This window comes from Streptomyces sp. NPDC051664 (assembly GCF_044453545.1).
Taxonomy (GTDB): domain Bacteria; phylum Actinomycetota; class Actinomycetes; order Streptomycetales; family Streptomycetaceae; genus Streptomyces.
The window spans coordinates 73,304-93,196 of the sequence record NZ_JBITCU010000014.1 but is presented as its reverse complement, the minus strand read 5'-3'; the positions used below and the strand labels follow the sequence as shown (position 1 = coordinate 93,196).

Here is a 19,893-nt window from a genome sequence, read left to right as displayed (position 1 = left end):
GTGCCTGCGCATGCGGAGAAGTTAGGAGCCATCTTTGTGGAAACCTTGTGGGCGCTCGGCGGTCACGATCAGCCAGTCCCGCTCGGCCGGCAGGGGAATCTCGGTCTGCCTGCTGTCTCGCACGGGGAGCCGGACCTCGATCCGCGTACCCCGGCCGCCAGGGCAGTCCTGGATCCGGACACGGCCTGTGTGCAGGGCGGCCTGTTGCGCGACCAGGGTCAGGCCGAGTCCGGAGCCGGGGCTGTCCGGTCCGCGCTCGAAGCGATGGAACACGGCATCACGCTGCGACGGAAGGATGCCGGGGCCACGGTCGTCGATCGTCAGCACGGCGGTCGGTCCCGTGGGGTGTCCGCCCGCTCGAAGGCCCAGTTCCACTCGTGCCCGTCCGTCCCTGCTCCGTCCGTGAATCAGGGCATTGGCCAGGAGGTTGTCGATGATGGTTCGCACCCCGGGCTCCCATGCGTGCACGCTCAGACGCGGCATGACCGGCACAGTGATCTCCGCCGTTGGGTACCTGCGCCTGGCGTCGGCGACGGAGGCGTCGATCACTTCGGTGAGGTCCACCGGGCCGAAGGCATCGGCCTCGACCAGGTCGCCCCGTCCGAGTTCCCTGAGCATCACCAGCAGGCCCAGCAGCCGAGCGTGCTCGGCCTGGAGATCTCCCAGGACCTCGTCCCGGTCCGCCGATGCGAGGTCGGGATGGTGCGCGAGGATCTCCAGGTTCGTCTGCATGCTCATCAGCGGGGTGCGCAGTTCATGGGCCGCGGCGGCCGCGAACGACCGGGCGGTGGTCAGGGCCTCCGTGGTCCGCGCGGCTTGTTCGTCGTAGCGGGCCAGGACGGTCTGCAGAGTCCGGGCGAGATCGTCGACCTCGATGACCCCGGTCCGTGTGTGGTCGAGCCTGGCCGCATCCACCCTCGGGTCGAGGCCGCTGGTGCGCTGTTGCAGTCGGCGCAGCGGGCGGCCGGCCCGTGAGGCGACAGCCAACGCCATCAGACCGGATGTCACGGCTGCCAGCAGCGCCACGGTCACCACGCGTCGGCGTACGAGAGCCAGTTGGTCCTTGCTCGCGGTGTCGGGGGAGAACAGCCACAGTGTGCCCTGGACTCCGGGGCGTGAGCCCTGCACACGGACCGACAGCACCCGCCAGCTCCTGGCCCCGTCCTCGACGGTGACCGGCGTTCGTGCACGGGTCGGCAGGGGCACGGAGGCGTCGGGCTGCGGGCCCCCCGAGACGATGCCGTGCGGCCCCGTCAGCCGGATGCCGACATCCAGGCCGGAGGCGTACAACTGCCGTTCACGGGCTTGCTCGACCGCTGCGGGACGGTCGGCGGCGGTGACCCGCAACAGCTGGCGGGCATTCCCGGCGGCTGCGTCGGCGCGCTCCCGGAGATGAGCGTCCTGCTCAGCATGCAGGTCATTGCCGACCAGCAGGAGCAGCAGCCATCCCGCCGCCAGCACCAACACCGGCACGGTGGCACCGACGGCGAGCGCGATGCGCGTGGCCAGCTTCACTCGTTTCCACCCCCGCTGTCCGGGCGCAGGACGAAACCGACTCCCCGGACGGTATGGATGATCCGTGCCCGGCCGCTGCTCTCGAGCTTGCGCCGCAGATAGCTGACGAAGGTGTCGACGGCATCGGTACGCACCTCGACGTCGTATCCCCAGACACGCTCCAGCAGCTGGTCCCGGGTGAGTACGATCCCCGCATTGCGAGCGAGGACCTCCAACAGCTCGAACTCCCGCCGGGTCAGCGCCAGCAACTCGGTGTCCAACCGTGCTTCACGGGAGGCCGGTTCCAGCACCAGACGGCCGACGCGGACCATGTCCGTGTTCCTGGGTGGCCGTCGGCGCAGCAGAGCATCCAGCCGCAGCACCAACTCCTGCAGCGAGAACGGCTTGATCAGGTAGTCGTCGCCACCCGCCTGCAGCCCGGCGATACGGTCCGCCGTCTCGTCCAGCGCCGACAGCATCAGCACGGGCAGGTCGTTGCCGTACTCGCGCAAGGCCCGGCACACCTGGATTCCGTCGAGATCGGGCATGGAGATGTCGAGGACGACCACATCGGTCGGTTCCCGGCGCACATGAGCCAGAGCCGGCCGCCCTCCCCCGGCAAGGGCTACCGCGAAACCGGCCAACCGCAGTCCCCGCTCGAGCGAACGCCGGATCGCCGGATCGTCGTCCACCACCAGCACCTGTCCGCGACCGACGCCACTCATCCGGCCCTCCCTCTCGCGGTCCCTGCACCGGAGTGGTGCATACCTCACCGTGACTACCGTGACTACCGGGACAATGCCAGAGATGTGTCTCGCTCACCCCTGGATGCCTGATCGAGGATGTGAGAGGGAGCGGTTGTTCGGGCGGGCACCGTGTGACTGCGGCGAACGGGCGGCCTGCTCAGAAGGGCAGTTGGAGTGGGGATTTCCTGGGTCAGGACGGACTGCCCGGCCTCGCCGCAGCTGCCAGTGCCGGCTGGAGGCGGCGGGCGGCGTTGAGGTGGTCGGCGGTCCAGATGATGCGGACGGTTGTGGCTGTGGCCGGCCCGTTTTCGTCACGCAGGTCGTGGCGGAGGGAGTGGACCAGGCGAGCCTCGGCGGCAGGATTACGTGGCAGCGGATCCGGGAGCGAGGTGTGCCGACCGAGGCCGGCCGCCAGGTCGCGGTACCAGTCGGACACTCGCCCGGCGACGTCCAGTAGTACGAGGCGGCCTTCGGCCCGGTCCGCTTCGGTGTGCTGTTCGCTGTCGCGCTGCCATAGTCCGAGCACGGCGTCGGCGGCGAGGCGCAGTCCGACGACGCCGGTGACCAGGGTGGTCATGTCCGCCAGCGGCACACGTTTCGGACCGCGTTCGGCGAGGTAGCTGCGGAAGGCGTCGTCGAGTCTTCGGGCGGCGGCGGCCGCTTGGCGTCTCTCCTGCACTGGAGCGTCGGCTGGTGCAGGCCCGGAGCTGCAGCGGCTGACCGCGTAATCCACCGCCCCGGCCAGATACCGGGCGCTGTCCGTGTACGCCTCGGCGAGCGCCTGGTCGACGGCGGTGGCGGCGCCGCGCGGCCAGAAGAACAGGCCCACCAGGACGCTTACCGCGCAGCCGATGCCGATGTCCTGGATCCGCAGCAGCGCGATGTGCCAGTCCGGGTTACGGCCGATGTTGAACATGATCACCAGAGTGATGGTGAAGGCTGCCTGGCCGGCGGCGAAGGAAATGGCTGAGGGGGCGATGCCGGCGATCAGTACGGCGAGGGGCAGCAGGAACCAGAGCAAGGTGCCGTGGTGGCCGATGAGATGCAGCAGTCCGGCCCCGATGAGCGAACCCGCGATCGTGCCGCCCAAGGCGCGGACCGCGTTCTGCCCGGTGTTGAGCGCGTTCGAGCGCAGCACCGAGAGGGTCCCCAGGAGTACCCAGAACGAGTGCTGAACGCTCGTCAGGTCGGCCAGGGCAACCGCGATGCCCAGGCCGACCGCTCCCCGGAGGCTGTTGTGCAGCCAGACCGAGTTCGGCCGGAGATGGGCGGCTGCCCGTTCGCAGGCCGACGCCAGCGGTCGAGTCAGGGCGCCGGGCTCGCGGCCGAGCAGCCGATCCCGCCAACTGCGTCGTTGGGCCGCCGCTGCCAGGTCCACGTTGCTTGCGATCTGGCGGGTTGCGAAACCCAGTTCCTGGGCGCGGAACGACATGTCCAGGGTTTCGATGAAGGCGCGGGGCTCCCACTCCGTGCCAGGCCCGGGCGGGTGCGTGGGCAGCCGGGTGGTCGCGCCGCGTTCCATGGCGGTCATGGCCTCGTGCAGGTCGACCGAGGCGGTTCGGAGCGCGTCTGGTGCGCCGTACGGTGCGTCGAGCAGGTCGGCCGCCTGGTCCAGGACCGCGGAGGCACCCTGTCGAACGGCGTGTGCTTCGGGATCACAGGTCGGGCGGCCGCGGCGCGGGGGACTGCTGTCGGCCACGATGGTGCTCAGCCAGGTGAGTTCGTCGACCAGACGGACCAGGGCGCGAGAGCTGGTGGACAGTCCGGTGGGCCGATAGGGGGTGGCGTCGAAGGCAGTACGGAGGTCGGATGCCGCTGCAACGGCCTGATCGGCGGTGTCCTTGCACTGCCGGGTGCTGGGTGCGTCAGGTTCCTCGGTCAGCCGGTAGGCATCGGCGCGTAGTTGTGCTGCGGCGGTCCGGCAGACACGGGCGGCGTGCGCAGCGAGCGGGTCGGCGGCGGGTCGGGGCCACATGAGGGAGATCGCGAGCAGGGCGCCGACCGCCGCAAAGCCCGCTCCAGCGAGTCTGTCGGGCAGCTGGGACAGTGGTGCGGGCGAGGCCACCGGCAGGATGAAGGCCAACAGCAGAGCGGTTGTCGCCTCCGCGAGGACGGAGCTGACCACGCCGGAGAAGAGCACCAGGAAGCCGACCACGACGGTGACGATGACCGCGAGCCAGGTCTCGCCGGCCACGAGCGTGCTCAGGCAGATGAGTACCGCCCAGGCCATCGCGAGGCCCAAGTGAGCGCGCAGCCGTTGCACCATCGGGCCGGTGAATTCCACCAGCAGCAGCATCGAGAACGAACCGAAGGCCGCGAAGGTCGCCATCGTCGGCGAGTGGAGCACCTGGCTGCAGAATGCGAACAGCACGGGCATCACCAGTGCAGTGCGTGCGGCCCGGCGGGTCGCAGCCAACTCCGGATCGTGGGTACGCAACCACGCAAGGGGCCGCCCGACCCGGATGTGGCCAGGTGTCTGCATTCGCTCGCACACCTCCTGTCGCGGGGCGCCCGCGTATCCCATCGAGCGACAGTATCTGCCCGGCCGGTCTGACCGGCCCGGGGCTCGCGCAGTGTTGAGTGACGCTCCACCCGCGGGTCGTCGACACCGTTCAGCTGAGCTGAGCTGACGAAGGCCTAGGCATACGGCGCAAGGGGCCCGGTGCGTTCACCGGGCCCCTCCGTATGGGCCCCGCCATCGCCGGTGTCCTTGTCGAACGGCGACTGGAGGCGGGGCGAGGGTGAGGCCGGCGGTCGAGTGCACCGTGGAAAGCGGACCGGACCGACGTCATCTGTTCTCCGTCAGTCAGCTGCCATGGCACGCCGGACGCATTCGCGGAGGAGGATGCGACGCGGCTCGTGTACCTCGGGGGGTTCCTGGGCGGTTGCCGCGTAGACGTTGCTGACCGGTGACCAGGCCATCGACATGGCAATGACCATGGCCATCACGTCGAACGGATCTCCCTGGCGCACCAGACCGGCGGCTTGGGCTTCGGCGATGGCGCGCAGCTTGTGGTCGTCGAGGCGGTCGCGGCCGTCCACCAGGTGACCGGCCGGGCGGCGTTCCAGACGCGCCCACGTGGCCAGCCGGATGAGGTCGGGGCGGCGGAGGTACTCGTCGTAGAGGCGTACCGCCCAGTCCGCGAGGTCGCTGGCGCCGATCGGGACAACGTTCGTGATCCGCTCCAGCGAACCGAAGAAGATGGCGTCGAAGAGCCCTTCCTTGTTGCCGAAGTAGGCATACAGCTGCGCCTTGTTGGTGCGGGCCGCGGCCACGATCCGCTCGATTCGTGCTCCGGAGATCCCGTGCTGGGCGAATTCCTGGGTGGCCACATCGAGGATGCGCTGGTAGGTCGCCGCACCACGCGAGGTCAGGGGCTGGTCTGCCATGCCCACCAGGCTACCAAACAGAACAGTTGGTTTGCCTTAGGGCCCCGGTTGCGTCTACCTTGAAATAGACAGAACAGTCTGTTTTAGGAGATGTGCTGTGCGAACAACAGTTGGCTGGCAGGCGGACGGCTCGACGGCGGCACTGCGGCGAACGCCGCTGAATCGGCGTGATCTGCGCCCGGAGGACCTCGCGGTCCGGGTGGACTACTGCGGCGTCTGCCACACCGATCTGCACGCCCTTCGCAGCCACGACGGCGACGAGACCCGTCCGTTGGTACCGGGACACGAGTTCACCGGCGTGGTGACCGAGATCGGACCCGCGGTCACCCGCTTCTCCGTCGGCGACCCCGTGGCGGTCGGCAACATCATCGATTCATGCGGCCGGTGTCCCATGTGCCAGGCCGGTCAGGAGAACTTCTGCCACGCCTTCCCGACCCTGACCTACGGCGGCGTCGACCGGCAGGACGGATCGACCACCCTGGGCGGCTACTCCCGCGAATACGTCGTCCGCGACCGATTCGCCTACCCCCTTCCCGCCGGTCTGGATCCGGCCGCCGCCGCTCCACTGCTCTGCGCCGGGATCACCGTCTGGGAACCCCTGCACACCCTGGGGGTGGGGCCGCACAGCCGCGTCGCCGTGGCGGGACTGGGTGGCCTGGGCCATCTCGCGGTCAAGATCGCCGTAGCGCTCGGTGCCGACACCTCAGTCATCAGCCGCTCACTCGACAAGGCCGACGACGCGCGTCAGCTCGGCGCCCACGCTCTCATCGTCTCCACGGACCCGGAACAGATGGCCGCCGCCCGTGACCGCTTCGACGTCGTCATCGACACCATCTCCGCCCCGCACGACCTCGGCCCGTACCTGCGTCTGGTCGCCATGGACGGCACGCTCAGCCACCTCGGGCACCTCGGGCCCGTCACCGTGGAGACCATGGACCTGCTCGTGGGACGCAAGAAGCTCAGCTCCGCAGGCAGCGGCGGCCGGCCTGCGACCGCCGCCATGCTGGACTTCTGCGCCGAGAAGGGCATCACCGCCGAGATCGAACTGCTCCCTTCGGCGCGCGTGAACGAGGCCCTGGACCGCCTCGGACGCAACGATGTCCGCTACCGCTTCGTACTCGACATGTCCGACCTGAGTTGAGCGGCGAGGGCGCGGGGCTCAACCTGCCTCGGCGTGGCGCCCTGTCACTGAACCACCTTCTCTCTCCCGAGAGTTCGAGTTCTCCAGTAGGCCATGGCCTCCGCGCCGAAGCCGGCCACAAAGAACAGGCATCCCAGCCAGAAGAACGACGTGCTCTGCCGCGCCACGCCGCCGAGCAGTACCCCCACCATGCCGAGGACGGGAAGAAAGACCGCGCCGGCCGTCCACCACCGGCCTTTACGAGCTTTGCCGATCGCGGAGGCCAACCCGAGCACGAAGATCGGCATCATCGCTGCCGCCGCTATCCACATGGCGGCAGTCTGCCGCGTCCTCGCGTGCCGCGTAATTCGTGGACCGCCTGCCGGAGTTGCTCACGGAACGCGTTCAGCACTCCATTCGCAGATCGGCGTGGTCCGGATCGGTATCTTTGCCCTGTGCCTGAACTGATCGCGCCCACCAGCCGCCTGTACGCCGCCTGGCGGGAAGCACGTGACGAGTGGGGTCCTGGCCTCCATGAGGATGGATTCGGGCTGGGGCCGGCCGACGAGGTCGACTCGCCGGCCGGGTTCGCGGCCTGGGTGGCTCTGCTGGCCGACGAGTCGGGTCCGAAAGCCGTGGGGACCGGCCGGGGTTGTACGTATCGATGGATCGTCGAGGGCGACCGGGTGCACGGCGGAATCGCGTTGCGGCACGGGCTCGACGACTACGTGCTGCAGTTCGGCCACATCGGCTACGGCGTCCGGCCGTCTTCGCGTCGGCGTGGGCTGGCCACCTGGGCGCTGGGCCGGATGCTCGACGAAGCGCGGACGCTCGGCCTGGAGCAGGTGTTGATCGTCTGCGAAGTCGACAACCTTGCCTCGGTGAGGACGATCGAGCACCAGGACGGCGTCCTCGAGGGCGTCCGGGACACCGAACACGGCCCCGTGCGGCGGTACTGGATCGAAATCTAGTTTGTGATCTTCCGAGGGAGCCGGGGTGGACGCGGCTGCCGCTGTCCCGCCTGCTGGGTTTCATTTCGAGACCAACCGTATGCTGGCACCCATGAGGCGGACATCCTTTGCCCACTGGCCCTGCTCGGTCGCCCGCACCATGGACCTCCTGGGGGACTGGTGGACGCCACTGGTGCTGCGGGAGGCGTTCTACGGGATCCGGCGATTCGACGCGTTCCAGGAGTCGCTGGGAATCGCGCGCAACACGCTCAACGACAGGTTGCGGCGGCTGGTGGACGAGGGGCTGCTGATCAAGCAGCCCTACCAGACCGACCCGGTACGCCACGACTATGTGCTCACCGAGAAGGGGCGCGACTTCTACACCGTGCTGCTGGCGATGAGCCGGTGGGGGGACCGCTGGCTGGCAGGCGAGCAGGGCCCGCCTGTGACGCATTTCCACGACGTCTGCGGACAGGAAAGTCACGCCGAAGTGGTCTGCGCCGCCTGTGGCGAGCCGATGACCGCCGAGAACACCCACCCTCGGCTGGGTCCGGGCTATCCGCCTCACCTGGCGGAACGGCCGGACGTGCAGGAACGGTTCGCGCACTGACACAGCGATGCTGCAGAGACCGAACCAAGCCTTGACAGGTAAGTCTATCTACGCAACTTTGGTGGTCAGGCCCTGTTTTCTACAGGGATCTTCGGTATTGACAAGGGGGTTGCCGGTCCATGGACTGGACGGGAGCGCGCTATGCGGACACACCCACGGTCGAGGTGCAGGCCTGGATCTCCGCACCGCAGGAGCGGGTGTGGGAGCTGGTGTCCGACATCGCACTGATGCCGCGCATGAGCTCGGAACTGCAGTCGGTGGAGTGGCTGGACGGGGCGACCGGTCCCGCGCTGGGGGCCCGTTTCGTGGGCCGGAGCAAGCACGAGGCGCTGGGGGACTGGGCCACCACCTCCCACATCCTTGAGTACCAGCCGCCGCGGGTGTTCGCCTGGGCGGTGGAGGATCCCGAACACCCCACGGCGATCTGGCGGTTCAGCCTCGAACCGCAGGACGGCGGCACGCTGCTGCGCCAGTGGATGCAGATGGGACCGGCCAGGTCCGGCCTGTCCTTCGCGATCGACCGGATGCCGGACAAGGAACAGAAGATCGTCTTCGTGCGGATGCGGGAATTCGAGCACAACATGGGCGTCACGGTCGACGCGATCAAGAAGCTGGCCGAAGACCCCGGAAAGGCGGGTGCGTGATGCGCACGTCGACCACGATCGAGGCGTCCGGGGGCAATTGGCCGGAAGCGGTGGACTTCGTGACCGAGGCCGAGAAGCTCGGCCTGGACATCTGCTGGGTGGCCGAGGCGTGGGGCTCGGAAGCGCCGTCACCCCTGGGGTACCTGGCCGCGCGGACGGATCGCCTGCTGCTCGGCTCCGGGATCATCCAGCTCGGCACCCGCACGCCGATGGCCATCGCCCGAGCAGCGATCACCTTGTCGCAGATCTCCCAGGGACGGTTCGTGCTGGGGCTGGGCCCGTCGGGTCCGCAGGTGATCGAGGGCCTGCACGGTGTCCCGTTCACCCGCCCGCTGTCGCGGATGCGGGAGACCGTCGAGATCGTGCGTAAGGCGATGGCAGGCGAGAAGCTCTCCCACGACGGGCGGGAGTTCCAGATCCCGCTGCCGGGTGGGGACGCGAAGCCCATGCGCCTGTCGATGCGCGCTGAGCACGACATCCCGATCTACCTGGCAACTCTCTCGCCGAAGATGCTGCAACTGACCGGCGAGATCGCCGACGGCTGGCTGGGCACCAGCTTCGTACCGGAGGGGGCGAAGGAGGCCTACTTCGACCATCTGGACGCAGGCCTGGCCGCTGCCGGCCGCTCGCGCGCCGATCTCGACATCTGCCAGGGCGCCGAGGTGGCCTTCGCCGAGGACGAGGACGCGTTGGGCGCGATCGTGGCGGGCCGCAAGAAGGAACTGGCCTTCAGCCTGGGCGGGATGGGTTCCGTCGGCAAGAACTTCTACAACGACGCCTACAGCCGTCAGGGATGGGCCGAGGTGGCGGCCGAGGTCCGGCAGCGCTGGCAGGCCGGGGACCGGCAGGGGGCGGCCGGGCTGGTCACCGATGAGATGGTGCTGGGCACCACGCTGATCGGCACCGAGGACATGGTGCGCGAGCGGCTGCGGGTATGGCGCGACGCCGGGGTCGACACCGTCCGCTTCTACCCCGCCGGCGAGACGCTGGACGCCCGGCTGGCCACCCTCGGCCGCGCCCTCGATCTGGTCCGTGACATGAATAGGACCGCATGATGGCCTCATCCGCGGTGGAGTCGAACAGGCGTCAGCCGGGGCGGTGCAGGTCGAGGCCCGGCGCGCGAAGACAGGCACACCGCAAGCCGCTCGCCGAGGGACTGATCGGCAGCTCGACAGCGAAGGGAACACCCCGGCTCAGGCCCTCCGTTGCCCGTGCCCCACAGCTCAAAGATCAAGTCGGACCCGCGTTCCGGTGGGCAACACGGCACGGGCGATGCCGGTGAGGTTCCCCTGCAGGACGAGGACCTCCCTCCGGTTCGATCCGTCGAGATCGGCCGCGTACACGTTCCCGGCCAGGTCGGTCACGTACATGCGGCCGTCGTCCGGATCGAGGGTGAGGCCGATGCCTTCCATCAGGTGGGTCAACAGGATCTCGGGGGTCCGGCGCCCGTCCGGCGGGTCCATCGGCGAGCGGTTCACGCTGTTGCCCCGCGGCGGGTCCCCGCGATCCGTCCAGTACAGCGTGCGCTCCGCGAGGTCGAGCTCGAGGTCGATCGGCTCCGGCAGCCCCTCGAACAGCACTTCGATGTCGCCGCGTTCGGCCGCTCTCTCCCCGGCGGGCAGGTCGACTCCGGCCCGTAGGATCTTCCCGAGCCCCGCGTCACTCGGGCCCTTCTGCGTCCAGTAGAGGTGTCCGTCCACAGGGTCGACGGCGACTCCCACGCACCATCTGGTTTCGTCGCGACGGTCGTCATCTCCCTGCCCCGTCTGCACGAGGGTTTCGACGTTCGAGCCGTCGAGGTCGCAGCGCATCACGCGCATGCCCTCACGGTCACCCCAGTACAGCTTCCGGCCGGCGGCCTCCAAGTGGAGTTGCTTGGGCGTGTGCGTGACGCCGCTGGGGACGATCGTCGTCCGGTTGCCTCCGTCCAGGTCCACGCGTTCGATCGAGCCGTCGTTCTCCGGTGGAAGGCCCATGTTCGTCCAGTAGATGTGCCCGGCCACGACATCGACGGCGACCCCGTCGGGGATCCTGCACCCGGTGACGACAATCTTCTTGTCGGAACCGTCGGGGTTCACGGAGAACAGTCGACCGCCACTGCTGGCCTCGAGCACGAACAGTTTCTCCCGGCTTCCCGTCACGGTCCCTCCTTCGCCGGGCGACCGGCGGCGGCGCTCGGCGGGCCGGACGGGTCGTACTGCCCGCGCACGGCCAGCAGGGCCGAGAGCATCGCGTCGCGCCGAGCGGCCAGTTCGTCGACCGAGCGGCCGTCCGCCTCCTCCATGACGCCGCGCACGATCTTCTCCTTGAGCTCGGGCGTGAACTCGGGCGTGCCCAGTTCCTGCCAGGACGCCACCATCCGAGGCATGAGGGTGTCCATGAAGTGCTCGATGCCGCCCTCTCCTCCGCCGAGATGCCACAGCAGATGGGGGCCCATGACGCCCCATCTGAGCCCCGGTCCCCAGGACACCGCGTCGTCGGAGTCCGCCACGTCGAGTACCCCCTCCTGGACCAGGTGGACGACCTCGCGGTACAGCGCGGCCTGGATACGGTTGGCGACGTGCCCGGGCAGCTCCTTCTTGAGGTGGATCGGCTTCTTGCCGATCGCGGCGTAGAACGACATGGCGTCCCGGATCGTCTCCGGGGCGGTCTTCGTGCCGCCGACGACCTCGACGAGCGGGACGATGTGCGGGGGGTTGAAGGGATGGCCGATGACGGTCCGCTCCGGACGCCGGCACTCGGCCTGGATGACGCTCATCGTGATGCCCGACGAACTCGACGCGATGATCGCGCCCGGCGGCGTGGCGTCATCGATGTCGGCGAACAGCGGGACCTTGAGCTCCGGGCGTTCCGGCGCGTTCTCCTGTACGAAATCGGCGTCCGCGACGGCCTGACGCAGGTCCGCGGTGAAACTCAGGCGATCGGGCGAGGCACCGGGCGCGAGCCCGATCGTGGCCGCCGCGTCCCATGCCGCCTCCACGTACGCACGCAGGGCCGACTCGGCGGTGGGGGCGGGGTCGGTCGCCGTCACGTCGAAGCCTCGGACGAGATAGTGCGTCGCCCAGCTCGCACCGATGGTGCCGGTGCCGACGATTGCCACGCGGTGGACGGGTCTGTGCGCATTCATGGTTGGTCACTGCTCCTGGGAGTCGGACGCGGGCTGTGGGGGAGGGGGCGGCTGACCTGGCCGGCTTCAGCGGCCGTGCCAGACAGGGGCGCGCTTCTCGGCGAACGCCTGTGCGCCCTCCCGCGCGTCCTCGCTGGAGAACAGCCCGCTCGTGAGCTCGTCCTGGCGTGTGAAGGCGTCGCTCTCGTTCAAGCCCTGCGTTTCACGCAGAACCTCCTTGACGGCCGCCAGTGCCAGCGGTGCGTTCCGCGCGACGCGCTCCGCCAGCTCGCGGGCCGCGTCCAGCGCGGCGCCGGATGGGGTCAGCTCATTGACGAGGCCGTACTCCTTGCCCTCGGCTGCGGTCAGCGGCTCGCCCGTGAGCAGTACGCGCGCGGCTACGTGGTACGGAAGGCGGCGCGGCAGCCTGACCAGTCCGCCCGCTGCTGCCACAAGACCGCGCGTGACCTCGGGAAGCCCGAACCGGGCGTCTTCCGCGGCCACGATCAGGTCGCAGGCGAGCACCATCTCGAAGCCGCCGCCGAGCGCCCAGCCCTCGACCGCGGCGATCAACGGCTTGCGCACCGCCGTGCCGGTGAGCCCGCCGAAACCCCGGCCGGGGAGCACCGGCAGCTCACCCCTGGAGAATGCCTTCAGGTCCATGCCGGCGCTGAACACCCCGCCCGCGCCCGTGAGTACGCCGACAGACAGCTCCGGGTCCGTGTCGAGCAGGTCCAAGGCCGACGCGAGCCGTACCGCGACCTCGTGGTCCACGGCGTTCTTCTGCGCCGGGCGGTTCAGGGTGATGGTCAGCACGCCGCCGCGGCGCTCGTGGAGCACCGTGTCGGACGCTTCGGACGCCGTGCTCATGGCGACGCCTCGCCTTCCGTCGTGCCGGGGATCGTTCCCTGGGCGCGCAGCTCGGCGATCTCGGCGGGGCCGAATCCCAGCTCGGCGAGGATCTCGTCGTTGTGCTCACCGAGATCGGGCGCTCGTTTCGCCGGCACCTTCGGCACCCCTCGGAGGTTGACCGGACTGCTGATGGTTTCGTCCAGCCCGCTGACTCCTTCCAGTGGCACCACGATGTCGTTCGCGCGTAGCTGCGGGTCCTGCGCGGCCTGCTCCGGCGTCTGAATGAGGCTGTAGGTGACGCGTTCCCGGCCCAGGGCGTCCTTCCAGTGGGCGAAGGGCTGCGTGCGGAACTCGGCGTCGAGCAGCTCGCTCAGTGCGGCGGAGTTCTTGACGAAGCCCTCGATGTCCGAGAAACGGGGATCCTCGAGCAGCTCGGGGTGCCCGATGGCCCGCGCCAGTCCCGGCCAGTGCGGGGGAGAGGCGACCAGCATGAACCACTCGTCGTCCGCGGTCCGGTAGGGGTTGATCAGCGGGTTCGCCGGGGCCTTCCGGTCGTGCAGCTCGAACGGCGTGCCGCCGGCGAGCGCGCCGGCCACGAGCGTTCCCGTGGCCCAGACGCCCGCGGCGAGCAGCGACGTCCCGACACTGGCTCCTTGTCCCGTGCGCTCACGGCGGTACAGGGCGGTCACGATCGCCGCGTAGATCGCGATCGCCGACATGTAGTCGCCGCTGCCCCAGACCGGCACCGTCGGCGGGGCTCCCGCGTCCCGGGTGGAGGCCAGCAGTCCGCTGCGCGACCAGGCGGCGGTCAGGTCGAAGCCTGGCTGCCCGGCGTCGGGGCCGGTGTCCCCGAAGCCGGTGATGTCGGCGTAGACGACCCGGGGGTTCCAGCCCGCGACCTCTTCGTAGCCGAGGTGCAGCTTTTCGCGTGTGCCGTGCGGGAAGTTGGTGATCACCACGTCGGCCCACTCGACGAGGCGCTTGAGGACCGTGGTGGCCGCCGGTGACTTCAGGTCGATCACCATGCCGCGCTTGTTGCGGTTGGCGAGGTGCCAGCTGTAGTTGGCCTGCGCCTTGGGGCTGGGCGGCACGGAGCTCAGCCGCCGCTGGGGATCGCCCGTCCCCGGCGGCTCGATCTTGATCACGTCCGCTCCGAAGTCGGAGAGCACGGTGGCCGCGGCCGGTCCTGCGATGAAGCTCGACGCGTCGAGGACCTTCAGGCCGGTGAAGACGGATTCGGTGGTCATCTGCTTCACCTCACGAAGGCGCTCAGGCCGCCGGTCACGGCACGTCCGACGATGAGAGTCTGGATCTCCCGCGTGCCTTCGTACGAGTAGATGGCCTCGGCGTCGGCGACGAAGCGGCCGATCTTGTAGTCGAGGATGATGCCGTTGCCGGCCAGCAGTTCCCGCGCCCACCCCACGTTCTCGCGCATCCGCACGGTGCAGTAGGCCTTCGCCAGGGCGGACTGCTCGTCCCGGTACACCCCGGCGTCCTGCAACTGGGCCAGGCGCGCCGTCATCCCGCACGAGGCCGTGGCATTGCCGAGCATCTTCACCAGCAGGTCCTGCACGAGCTGGAAGCCCCCGATCGGGCGCCCGAACTGCTCGCGCTCCTTCGCGTACTGCAGGGCGATCTCGTAGGCGCCGAACATCACTCCCACCGCCTCCCACGCCACGCCGCTGCGCGTCTGGCGCAGGATCTTGGCGGTGTCCTTGAACGAGTTCGCGTTCTGCAGCCGGTTGGCCTCCGGAACGCGGCAGCCGTCGAGCACGATGTCGGCGTTCTGCACGATCCGCAGCGCCATCTTGTTCTCGATCTTCGTCGCGGTGAACCCGGGGGTGTCCTTCTCCACGACGAAGCCGAGCACGTGCTTCGTCTCGACATCGCGGGCCCAGATGACGACCAGGTCGGCGAACGTCGCGTTCCCGATCCACCGCTTCGCGCCGTCGAGGATCCATACGTCGCCGTCGCGCCGCGCGGTCGTCCGCAGGCCGCCGGCCACGTCGGAGCCGCCGTGCGGCTCGGTCAACCCGAAGGCGCCGATCTTCTCGAAGCGGCTCATCGCCGGCAGCCATCGCCGCTTCTGTTCGTCGGAGCCACAGGTGAGGATGGTGCCCATGGCCAGACCCGTGTGCACGCCGGCGAACGTGGCAATGGACGCGTCGACATGCGCCATCTCCAACGCGATGAAGCCCGCGAGGAGGTTGCTGGGCCTGGATTCCGGGGAGTCCGGGTCGGCCCAGTCCATCAGGCCGAGCTTCCCGAATCCCTCGACCAGCTGGAAGGGGAACTCGGCCCGGGCCCAGCAGTCGTCGACGATCGGGGCGACCTGCGTGCGGAGGAACGCGCGAAGGGACTCGACCTTCTCCCGCTCGCTGTCCGACAAAAGTTCCTCGTAGGCGTAGAAGTCGGCGGGCAGCAGCCCTTCGTCCAGGCAGGGACCGGACGGTGTCGGCAAAGCCGTTGTGCCGCTCATGGCGATCTCCCTCAAGCGCTGTGGGGCGTGGCCCGTGGATCCGCGCCCGTCAGCGCTCTCCGTGCCCGGCGTTCCGGTTCTCGGACGCGATTAAACGCGGATCCGGAGCCGGCCCCCCGGACCCGAGCCGCCCACGGGTGCCGTGTCGCCACGGACCACCCCACTGGCCCGTAGAGGTGAGGCGGGACCGCGAGGACTGACGGGGCGTCATGTCAGTGGGCCGTCTCTGCTGCGTGTGGGTGCCGGACATTCGTCCGGTCGGCCGGCCCCCCGCCGAGTGCAACTCAGGCGGCCGCCCGCATCCGGCGACATCTCGCAGGCGATCGCTGCGCGGACCGGGCGCGCGCCGAAGCGGCGGTGGGCAATGCCGGCGACGGCCTAGATCCTGTCATGTCCGGTGCTAGCGTCTGAGAGAAGTTCCGGGACACGGGGGAACCGAATGCAGGAACTGAATCGGCTCACCACACTGCGGCGCCGAATCATCCAGTACGAGCAGGGCGCGCGCGACGCGGTGACCGACCGGACGGCAGTGACCGCCGCCGAGGAACTGCTGGCCCAGGCACCTCAACTGGACCTGGAGGCAGCCGCCGTACTGGCCTGGTTCTACTGGTATCTGCGTCTGGAGATTACCGGGCACGCGCACGAGGAGGCGACCGGCGCCGCTGTGCGGATGTTCTTCCGGATGCGCGACCTGGATCCTGCTGCGGTGCTGCCGCCGCTGATGGAGCAGCAGTATGCGGCCCGTGCCGCTGCCCGGGAGCTGGACACAGCCTTGGCAGCGGCGCTCGCGCGCGATGCCTCGCAGATGCGGGATCCAGACGCGACGTATTGGGCGATCGCGGTCCTGACCGAGGCCGAGGTACTGGCCATCGAGGCCGGCGCGCACGCCGACCGCGTGGTCTACCGGTGCCTGCGCGGCCATCAGCTGTGCGCGCTCTACGAAGTGCTCGGCCGGGCGGAGGACCTGGACAGAGCCGTCGCCGATCTGAGCAACGCAGTGCTGCATGCCCCCGACGACCCGGCGACGGCGGCCGTGATGCGCGGTTACCTGGGCCGGGCCTACTTGCGGCGCCACCAACTGCGGGGCCGGCCTGAGGACCTGGAGGCGGCCTTGGCCGAGCTGCGCCAGGCCCACCGAGGGCCGGCCCCCCTCGGTCCGGACGACCCCGAGTGGCTCGCGCCCGCCCAGAATCTCGGCGCCGCTCTGCTTTTGGCCGGTCACTACGAGGAGGCGGCGGCCGTTCTGCGGCGCCTGCTCACCGTCCACCCTCAAGGCAGTCCGGAGTCGGCACAAACGCACCACATGCTCGGCAGCGCCTGCCGAGCGCTGTACCTCAGGCACCATCGGCGACAGGACCTCGACGACTGTGTGCTCAGCCTGCGAGCCGCCTACGGCACGTCGGTGTCCGCGTACGGGGACGCACGGATGGGGGCCGAAGCCGCTCAGCTGCTCGCGGCCGCGCTGCTCGACCTGTACCGCGTCGACGGGGAAGGCCGGTACCTCGAAGAGGCCGCACTGACGGTCCGCGAGTGTCTGGAGCGTGAGGACAGGACAGAGGCGCGTATGCGGCTTCTGGTCCGCCGGTCGGAGGTGCACTACGCGGCCTACCATCACACCGGAGACCGCGACGAGTTGGTTGCCGCGATCGCCACCGCCGACGAGATTCTCCTCGAAGCCGCGGCCGACGCCGAGGCCTCCCGGTCCGTGCAATGGGAGTCCGCCATCGGCCCGACCCTGGCACAGGCCTTGTGCGACAGGTTCCGTCTGGAGCCGGATCCGAATGACCTCGACCTCGCTGTCGAGATGGCACAGGACGGCGTGGAACGGTCGGCCGAGGACGGCCGGAGCATGGCCGGATGCGCCTCCCAGCTGCTCGTCCTCGGCTACGCGCTGACACTTCGCGGGGAAGCATTCGGTTCACCCTCGGACATGGACCACGCCGTCGAGGCCCTCGCCAAAGCCCTCGACATCTCTCCTGCCGACTCACCGCAGCGCGCTCGCACCCACGCCGAGCTGGGCAACGCGCTGCGGGCCCGCGCGGCGATCTCCGGGAATGTCGGTGACCTCGACGCCTCAATCGCCGCTTACCGTGAGGCCGCTGCGGCCGGCGCCGATCACTTCGCTCTCGCCGGGTTCGCGACCGCACGCCTTGACCGCTTCCTGCGCCGCGGCGGGCGCGCCGATCTCGACGAAGCCGTCACACTGAGCCGAGGCGCCGCACAGGCCGCTCCGGAACATGAACGGCACACCGCACTGCACCTGGCCGGGATCGCCATGCGGTTGCGTTTCGACCACTTCGGCGACCTGAGGGACCTGGATGAGGCGATCGAGACAGGCGGACAGGCTGTCCGGGCGATACCGCCCCGCCATACGTTGCGCCCCGCCTATCTGTCGAATCTGGCGCTGGCTCACAGCAGGCATTTTCACGAGCTGGCACCACCGCTCGATCTCGACGGCTCGTTCAGCGGGGCTGCCGATGAGACCGACATGCTGACGTACGACATCGACAGGTCGATCGACCTGTTGTGCGAGGCGGTTGACGCCGTTCCCGTCGGCCACCGCTTTCGCCCGGGCCTGCTGGCGAACCTGGCGGACGCGCTGGCGGCCCGCTTCTCGGTGAGCTCACGGTGGGCTGACCACCAAGCGGCGCTCACCAGTGTCGCCGACGCCCTGGAGGAGTGCCCTACGGGGCGGCCGGAGCGAGCCCAGCTGCTGTACCTGCGGGCACGGCTGCTGCTCAAGGGGGCCGAGGTGCACCCCGGCCCGGCCGCGGCAGCCGACCGGACATCCGCCTCCGAAGCGCTGCGGTCGGCCGCCGAGGCGGCGACGGCTTCCCCCCTGTTGCGGATGACAGCACTGCGCGAGCTGGCTGATCAGGCGCCCGAACCGGCCGCCGCCCTGGCCGCCTACGAGCAGGCGATGGCCTGCGTCCCCCTGGTCGCCTGGCACGGCCTCGGCCGCCGTGACCGCGAGCGGCACCTGACCCGCATCGGCCCGCTCACCCAGGAGGCCGCCGCCGCGGCCCTGGACGCCGGCCGTCCCGAACGGGCCGTCGAACTGCTGGAGCACGGCCGAGCCATCCTGTGGAGCCAGTTCCTCGACACCGATCCCGACCTGGACGCGGTATGCCGGACGGCGCCCGAACTCGCCGAGCGGCTGGACCGGGTGCGCACCCGTCTGCTTGCCATGGACGCCGGACCGGACCGCCTGAACGTCCCAGCTGACCACACGGACCTGCGCATGGACCTGGCCCGTGAATGGGACGCGCTGTGCGAGGAGGTACGACAGTATGTCCCCGGATGCGGAGACTTCCTGCTCCCGCCCGGCTTCGCCCACCTGCGCACCGCCGCCACGAACGGCACAGTCGTCCTGATCAACATCGCCGAACGCCGCAGCGATGCCCTGGCGCTGAGTCCGGACGGGCTGACGGTGATCTCTCTGCCACAGCTCAACCCGGACGTCGTGCAGCAACGCGTGACCACGTACATGAGCGCCCTCGAATCGTACGAGTACGTGGATCTGCTGCTGGCTCTTGACATGAAGCGCGACGCGGACGGACAACTCGACGTTCTCGGCCTGATGGTGCGGGACGTCCTGAACTGGCTGTGGGACGCCGCCGCCGAACCCGTCCTGGACGCGCTCGGCCACACCGGCGAGCCGACCGACGGCGCCTGGTCGCGGGTGTGGTGGTGCCCCGCCGGCCCGCTGACCTTCCTGCCGTTCCACGCCGCGGGTCGCCACCACCCAGGATCTGGACCGGGGGCCTGCGTACTGGACCGGGTCGTATCCTCCTACACACCGACACTGCGCACCCTGATCAAGGCCCGTACTCGTCCGTCTCCCCGGCCCGGGCGGCGCCGTATGCTGCTTGTGGCGATGCCCGAGACACCTGGTCGGCCACCGCTCCCGGACGCGGAAGAGGACGTTGAGGCCGTGAGCGCCTTCTTTCCCGACCGGACCAGCGTCATCGCCGGCCCCGAGGCCACTCGGGACGCTGTGCGCCGGGCGCTGGGCGACCACGGCTGGGCACACATCACCTGCCACGGCGACCTGGCCCCTCTCGACCCTTCGCACAGCGGGCTGCGACTGCACGACGGGACGCTGACCGTCGCCGATCTGGGCCGACTGAGCCTGGACGACGCGGAGTTCGCCTTCCTGTCCAGCTGCAGTACGGCGCTCACCGGCTACGGTCAGCCCGACGAGGCGATCCACATCTCCGCCGCGCTCCAGTTCGCCGGATACCGTCACGTGGTAGCAACCATGTGGACGGTGCTCGGCCGCTATGCTGGTTTCGTCGCCGATCATCTGTACAACTCTCTGGTAGAGAAGGGGGAGTTGGCATCCGAGGAGTGCGCGCTCGCACTCCACAACGCTGTGCGGGAGCTGCGTGCCCAGCCGGATATGGAACTGGCGATCTGGACACCCTTCATCCACACGGGCCCGTGAAGTCCCAGGGTCTGCGCTGCGGCTCACGAGCCGACAAAGAGGATCGGTACGCACG

General features: G+C 69.5%; 16 protein-coding genes. 6 read left to right on the top strand and 10 right to left on the bottom strand.

The annotated features are described in order from the left end of the window. Positions 1–21 precede the first annotated feature (21 nt). The 4 genes from ACIA8E_RS25105 to ACIA8E_RS25090 form a co-directional block, all read right to left on the bottom strand. Positions 22–1,515, bottom strand: a complete 1,494-nt coding sequence (locus tag ACIA8E_RS25105; protein WP_399301563.1) for a sensor histidine kinase — start codon at positions 1,513–1,515, stop codon at positions 22–24. Next, positions 1,512–2,219: a response regulator transcription factor gene (locus ACIA8E_RS25100; RefSeq protein WP_399301562.1), complete on the bottom strand. Its 708-nt coding sequence runs from the start codon at positions 2,217–2,219 to the stop codon at positions 1,512–1,514. Before ACIA8E_RS25100 ends, ACIA8E_RS25105 begins: the two co-directional genes overlap by 4 nt. A gap of 211 nt (positions 2,220–2,430) precedes the next feature. After that, positions 2,431–4,656, bottom strand: a complete 2,226-nt coding sequence (locus ACIA8E_RS25095; RefSeq protein ID WP_399301561.1) for an FUSC family protein — start codon at positions 4,654–4,656, stop codon at positions 2,431–2,433. 386 nt (positions 4,657–5,042) lie between these two features. Continuing rightward, complete coding sequence (locus ACIA8E_RS25090; protein ID WP_399301560.1) at positions 5,043–5,630, bottom strand: TetR family transcriptional regulator; 588 nt, start codon at positions 5,628–5,630, stop codon at positions 5,043–5,045. A gap of 97 nt (positions 5,631–5,727) precedes the next feature. Here ACIA8E_RS25090 and ACIA8E_RS25085 point away from each other — a divergent pair, with 97 nt between their 5' ends. Beyond that, positions 5,728–6,771 (top strand): NAD(P)-dependent alcohol dehydrogenase, encoded by a 1,044-nt coding sequence (locus ACIA8E_RS25085; protein WP_399301559.1) that lies wholly within the window; start codon positions 5,728–5,730, stop codon positions 6,769–6,771. 44 nt (positions 6,772–6,815) lie between these two features. On the opposite strand, the gene ACIA8E_RS25080 is transcribed toward ACIA8E_RS25085, so the two are convergent. Further along, the gene (locus tag ACIA8E_RS25080) at positions 6,816–7,082 is read right to left on the bottom strand and encodes a hypothetical protein (RefSeq protein ID WP_399301558.1); all 267 of its coding nucleotides are present in this window, start codon (positions 7,080–7,082) and stop codon (positions 6,816–6,818) included. 123 nt (positions 7,083–7,205) lie between these two features. Here ACIA8E_RS25080 and ACIA8E_RS25075 point away from each other — a divergent pair, with 123 nt between their 5' ends. The 4 genes from ACIA8E_RS25075 to ACIA8E_RS25060 all read left to right on the top strand — a co-directional run bounded on the left by ACIA8E_RS25075 (position 7,206) and on the right by ACIA8E_RS25060 (position 10,009). Further along, positions 7,206–7,721 carry a GNAT family N-acetyltransferase gene (locus ACIA8E_RS25075; RefSeq protein ID WP_399301557.1) on the top strand — a complete coding sequence of 172 codons (516 nt, stop codon included), beginning with the start codon at positions 7,206–7,208 and terminating at the stop codon, positions 7,719–7,721. A 91-nt stretch (positions 7,722–7,812) separates the two neighbouring features. After that, positions 7,813–8,310 carry a winged helix-turn-helix transcriptional regulator gene (locus ACIA8E_RS25070; RefSeq protein ID WP_399301556.1) on the top strand — a complete coding sequence of 166 codons (498 nt, stop codon included), beginning with the start codon at positions 7,813–7,815 and terminating at the stop codon, positions 8,308–8,310. Positions 8,311–8,429: 119 nt separating this feature from the next. Next, positions 8,430–8,954 (top strand): SRPBCC family protein, encoded by a 525-nt coding sequence (locus tag ACIA8E_RS25065; RefSeq protein ID WP_399301555.1) that lies wholly within the window; start codon positions 8,430–8,432, stop codon positions 8,952–8,954. After that, positions 8,954–10,009, top strand: a complete 1,056-nt coding sequence (locus ACIA8E_RS25060; protein ID WP_399301554.1) for an LLM class flavin-dependent oxidoreductase — start codon at positions 8,954–8,956, stop codon at positions 10,007–10,009. The genes ACIA8E_RS25065 and ACIA8E_RS25060 overlap by 1 nt, the downstream gene beginning before the upstream one ends. 168 nt (positions 10,010–10,177) lie before the next feature. On the opposite strand, the gene ACIA8E_RS25055 is transcribed toward ACIA8E_RS25060, so the two are convergent. From ACIA8E_RS25055 to ACIA8E_RS25035, 5 genes are all read right to left on the bottom strand, one after another. After that, complete coding sequence (locus ACIA8E_RS25055; RefSeq protein ID WP_399301553.1) at positions 10,178–11,095, bottom strand: 3-hydroxyacyl-CoA dehydrogenase; 918 nt, start codon at positions 11,093–11,095, stop codon at positions 10,178–10,180. Beyond that, positions 11,092–12,081, bottom strand: coding sequence for a 3-hydroxyacyl-CoA dehydrogenase NAD-binding domain-containing protein (locus ACIA8E_RS25050; RefSeq protein ID WP_399301552.1), 990 nt, complete (start codon positions 12,079–12,081; stop codon positions 11,092–11,094). The genes ACIA8E_RS25055 and ACIA8E_RS25050 overlap by 4 nt, the downstream gene beginning before the upstream one ends. A 66-nt stretch (positions 12,082–12,147) precedes the next feature. Beyond that, positions 12,148–12,930: a crotonase/enoyl-CoA hydratase family protein gene (locus ACIA8E_RS25045; RefSeq protein WP_399301551.1), complete on the bottom strand. Its 783-nt coding sequence runs from the start codon at positions 12,928–12,930 to the stop codon at positions 12,148–12,150. After that, positions 12,927–14,159 (bottom strand): CaiB/BaiF CoA transferase family protein, encoded by a 1,233-nt coding sequence (locus ACIA8E_RS25040; protein WP_399301550.1) that lies wholly within the window; start codon positions 14,157–14,159, stop codon positions 12,927–12,929. Before ACIA8E_RS25040 ends, ACIA8E_RS25045 begins: the two co-directional genes overlap by 4 nt. 5 nt (positions 14,160–14,164) lie before the next feature. After that, entirely contained in the window at positions 14,165–15,391 is a 1,227-nt protein-coding gene (locus ACIA8E_RS25035) for an acyl-CoA dehydrogenase family protein (RefSeq protein ID WP_399301549.1), read from the bottom strand. Between the two features lie 439 nt (positions 15,392–15,830). Here ACIA8E_RS25035 and ACIA8E_RS25030 point away from each other — a divergent pair, with 439 nt between their 5' ends. Beyond that, a complete protein-coding gene (locus ACIA8E_RS25030; RefSeq protein WP_399301548.1) occupies positions 15,831–19,838 on the top strand; it encodes a CHAT domain-containing protein in 4,008 nt (1,335 codons plus the stop codon). The last annotated feature ends 55 nt before the right edge of the window (positions 19,839–19,893 follow it).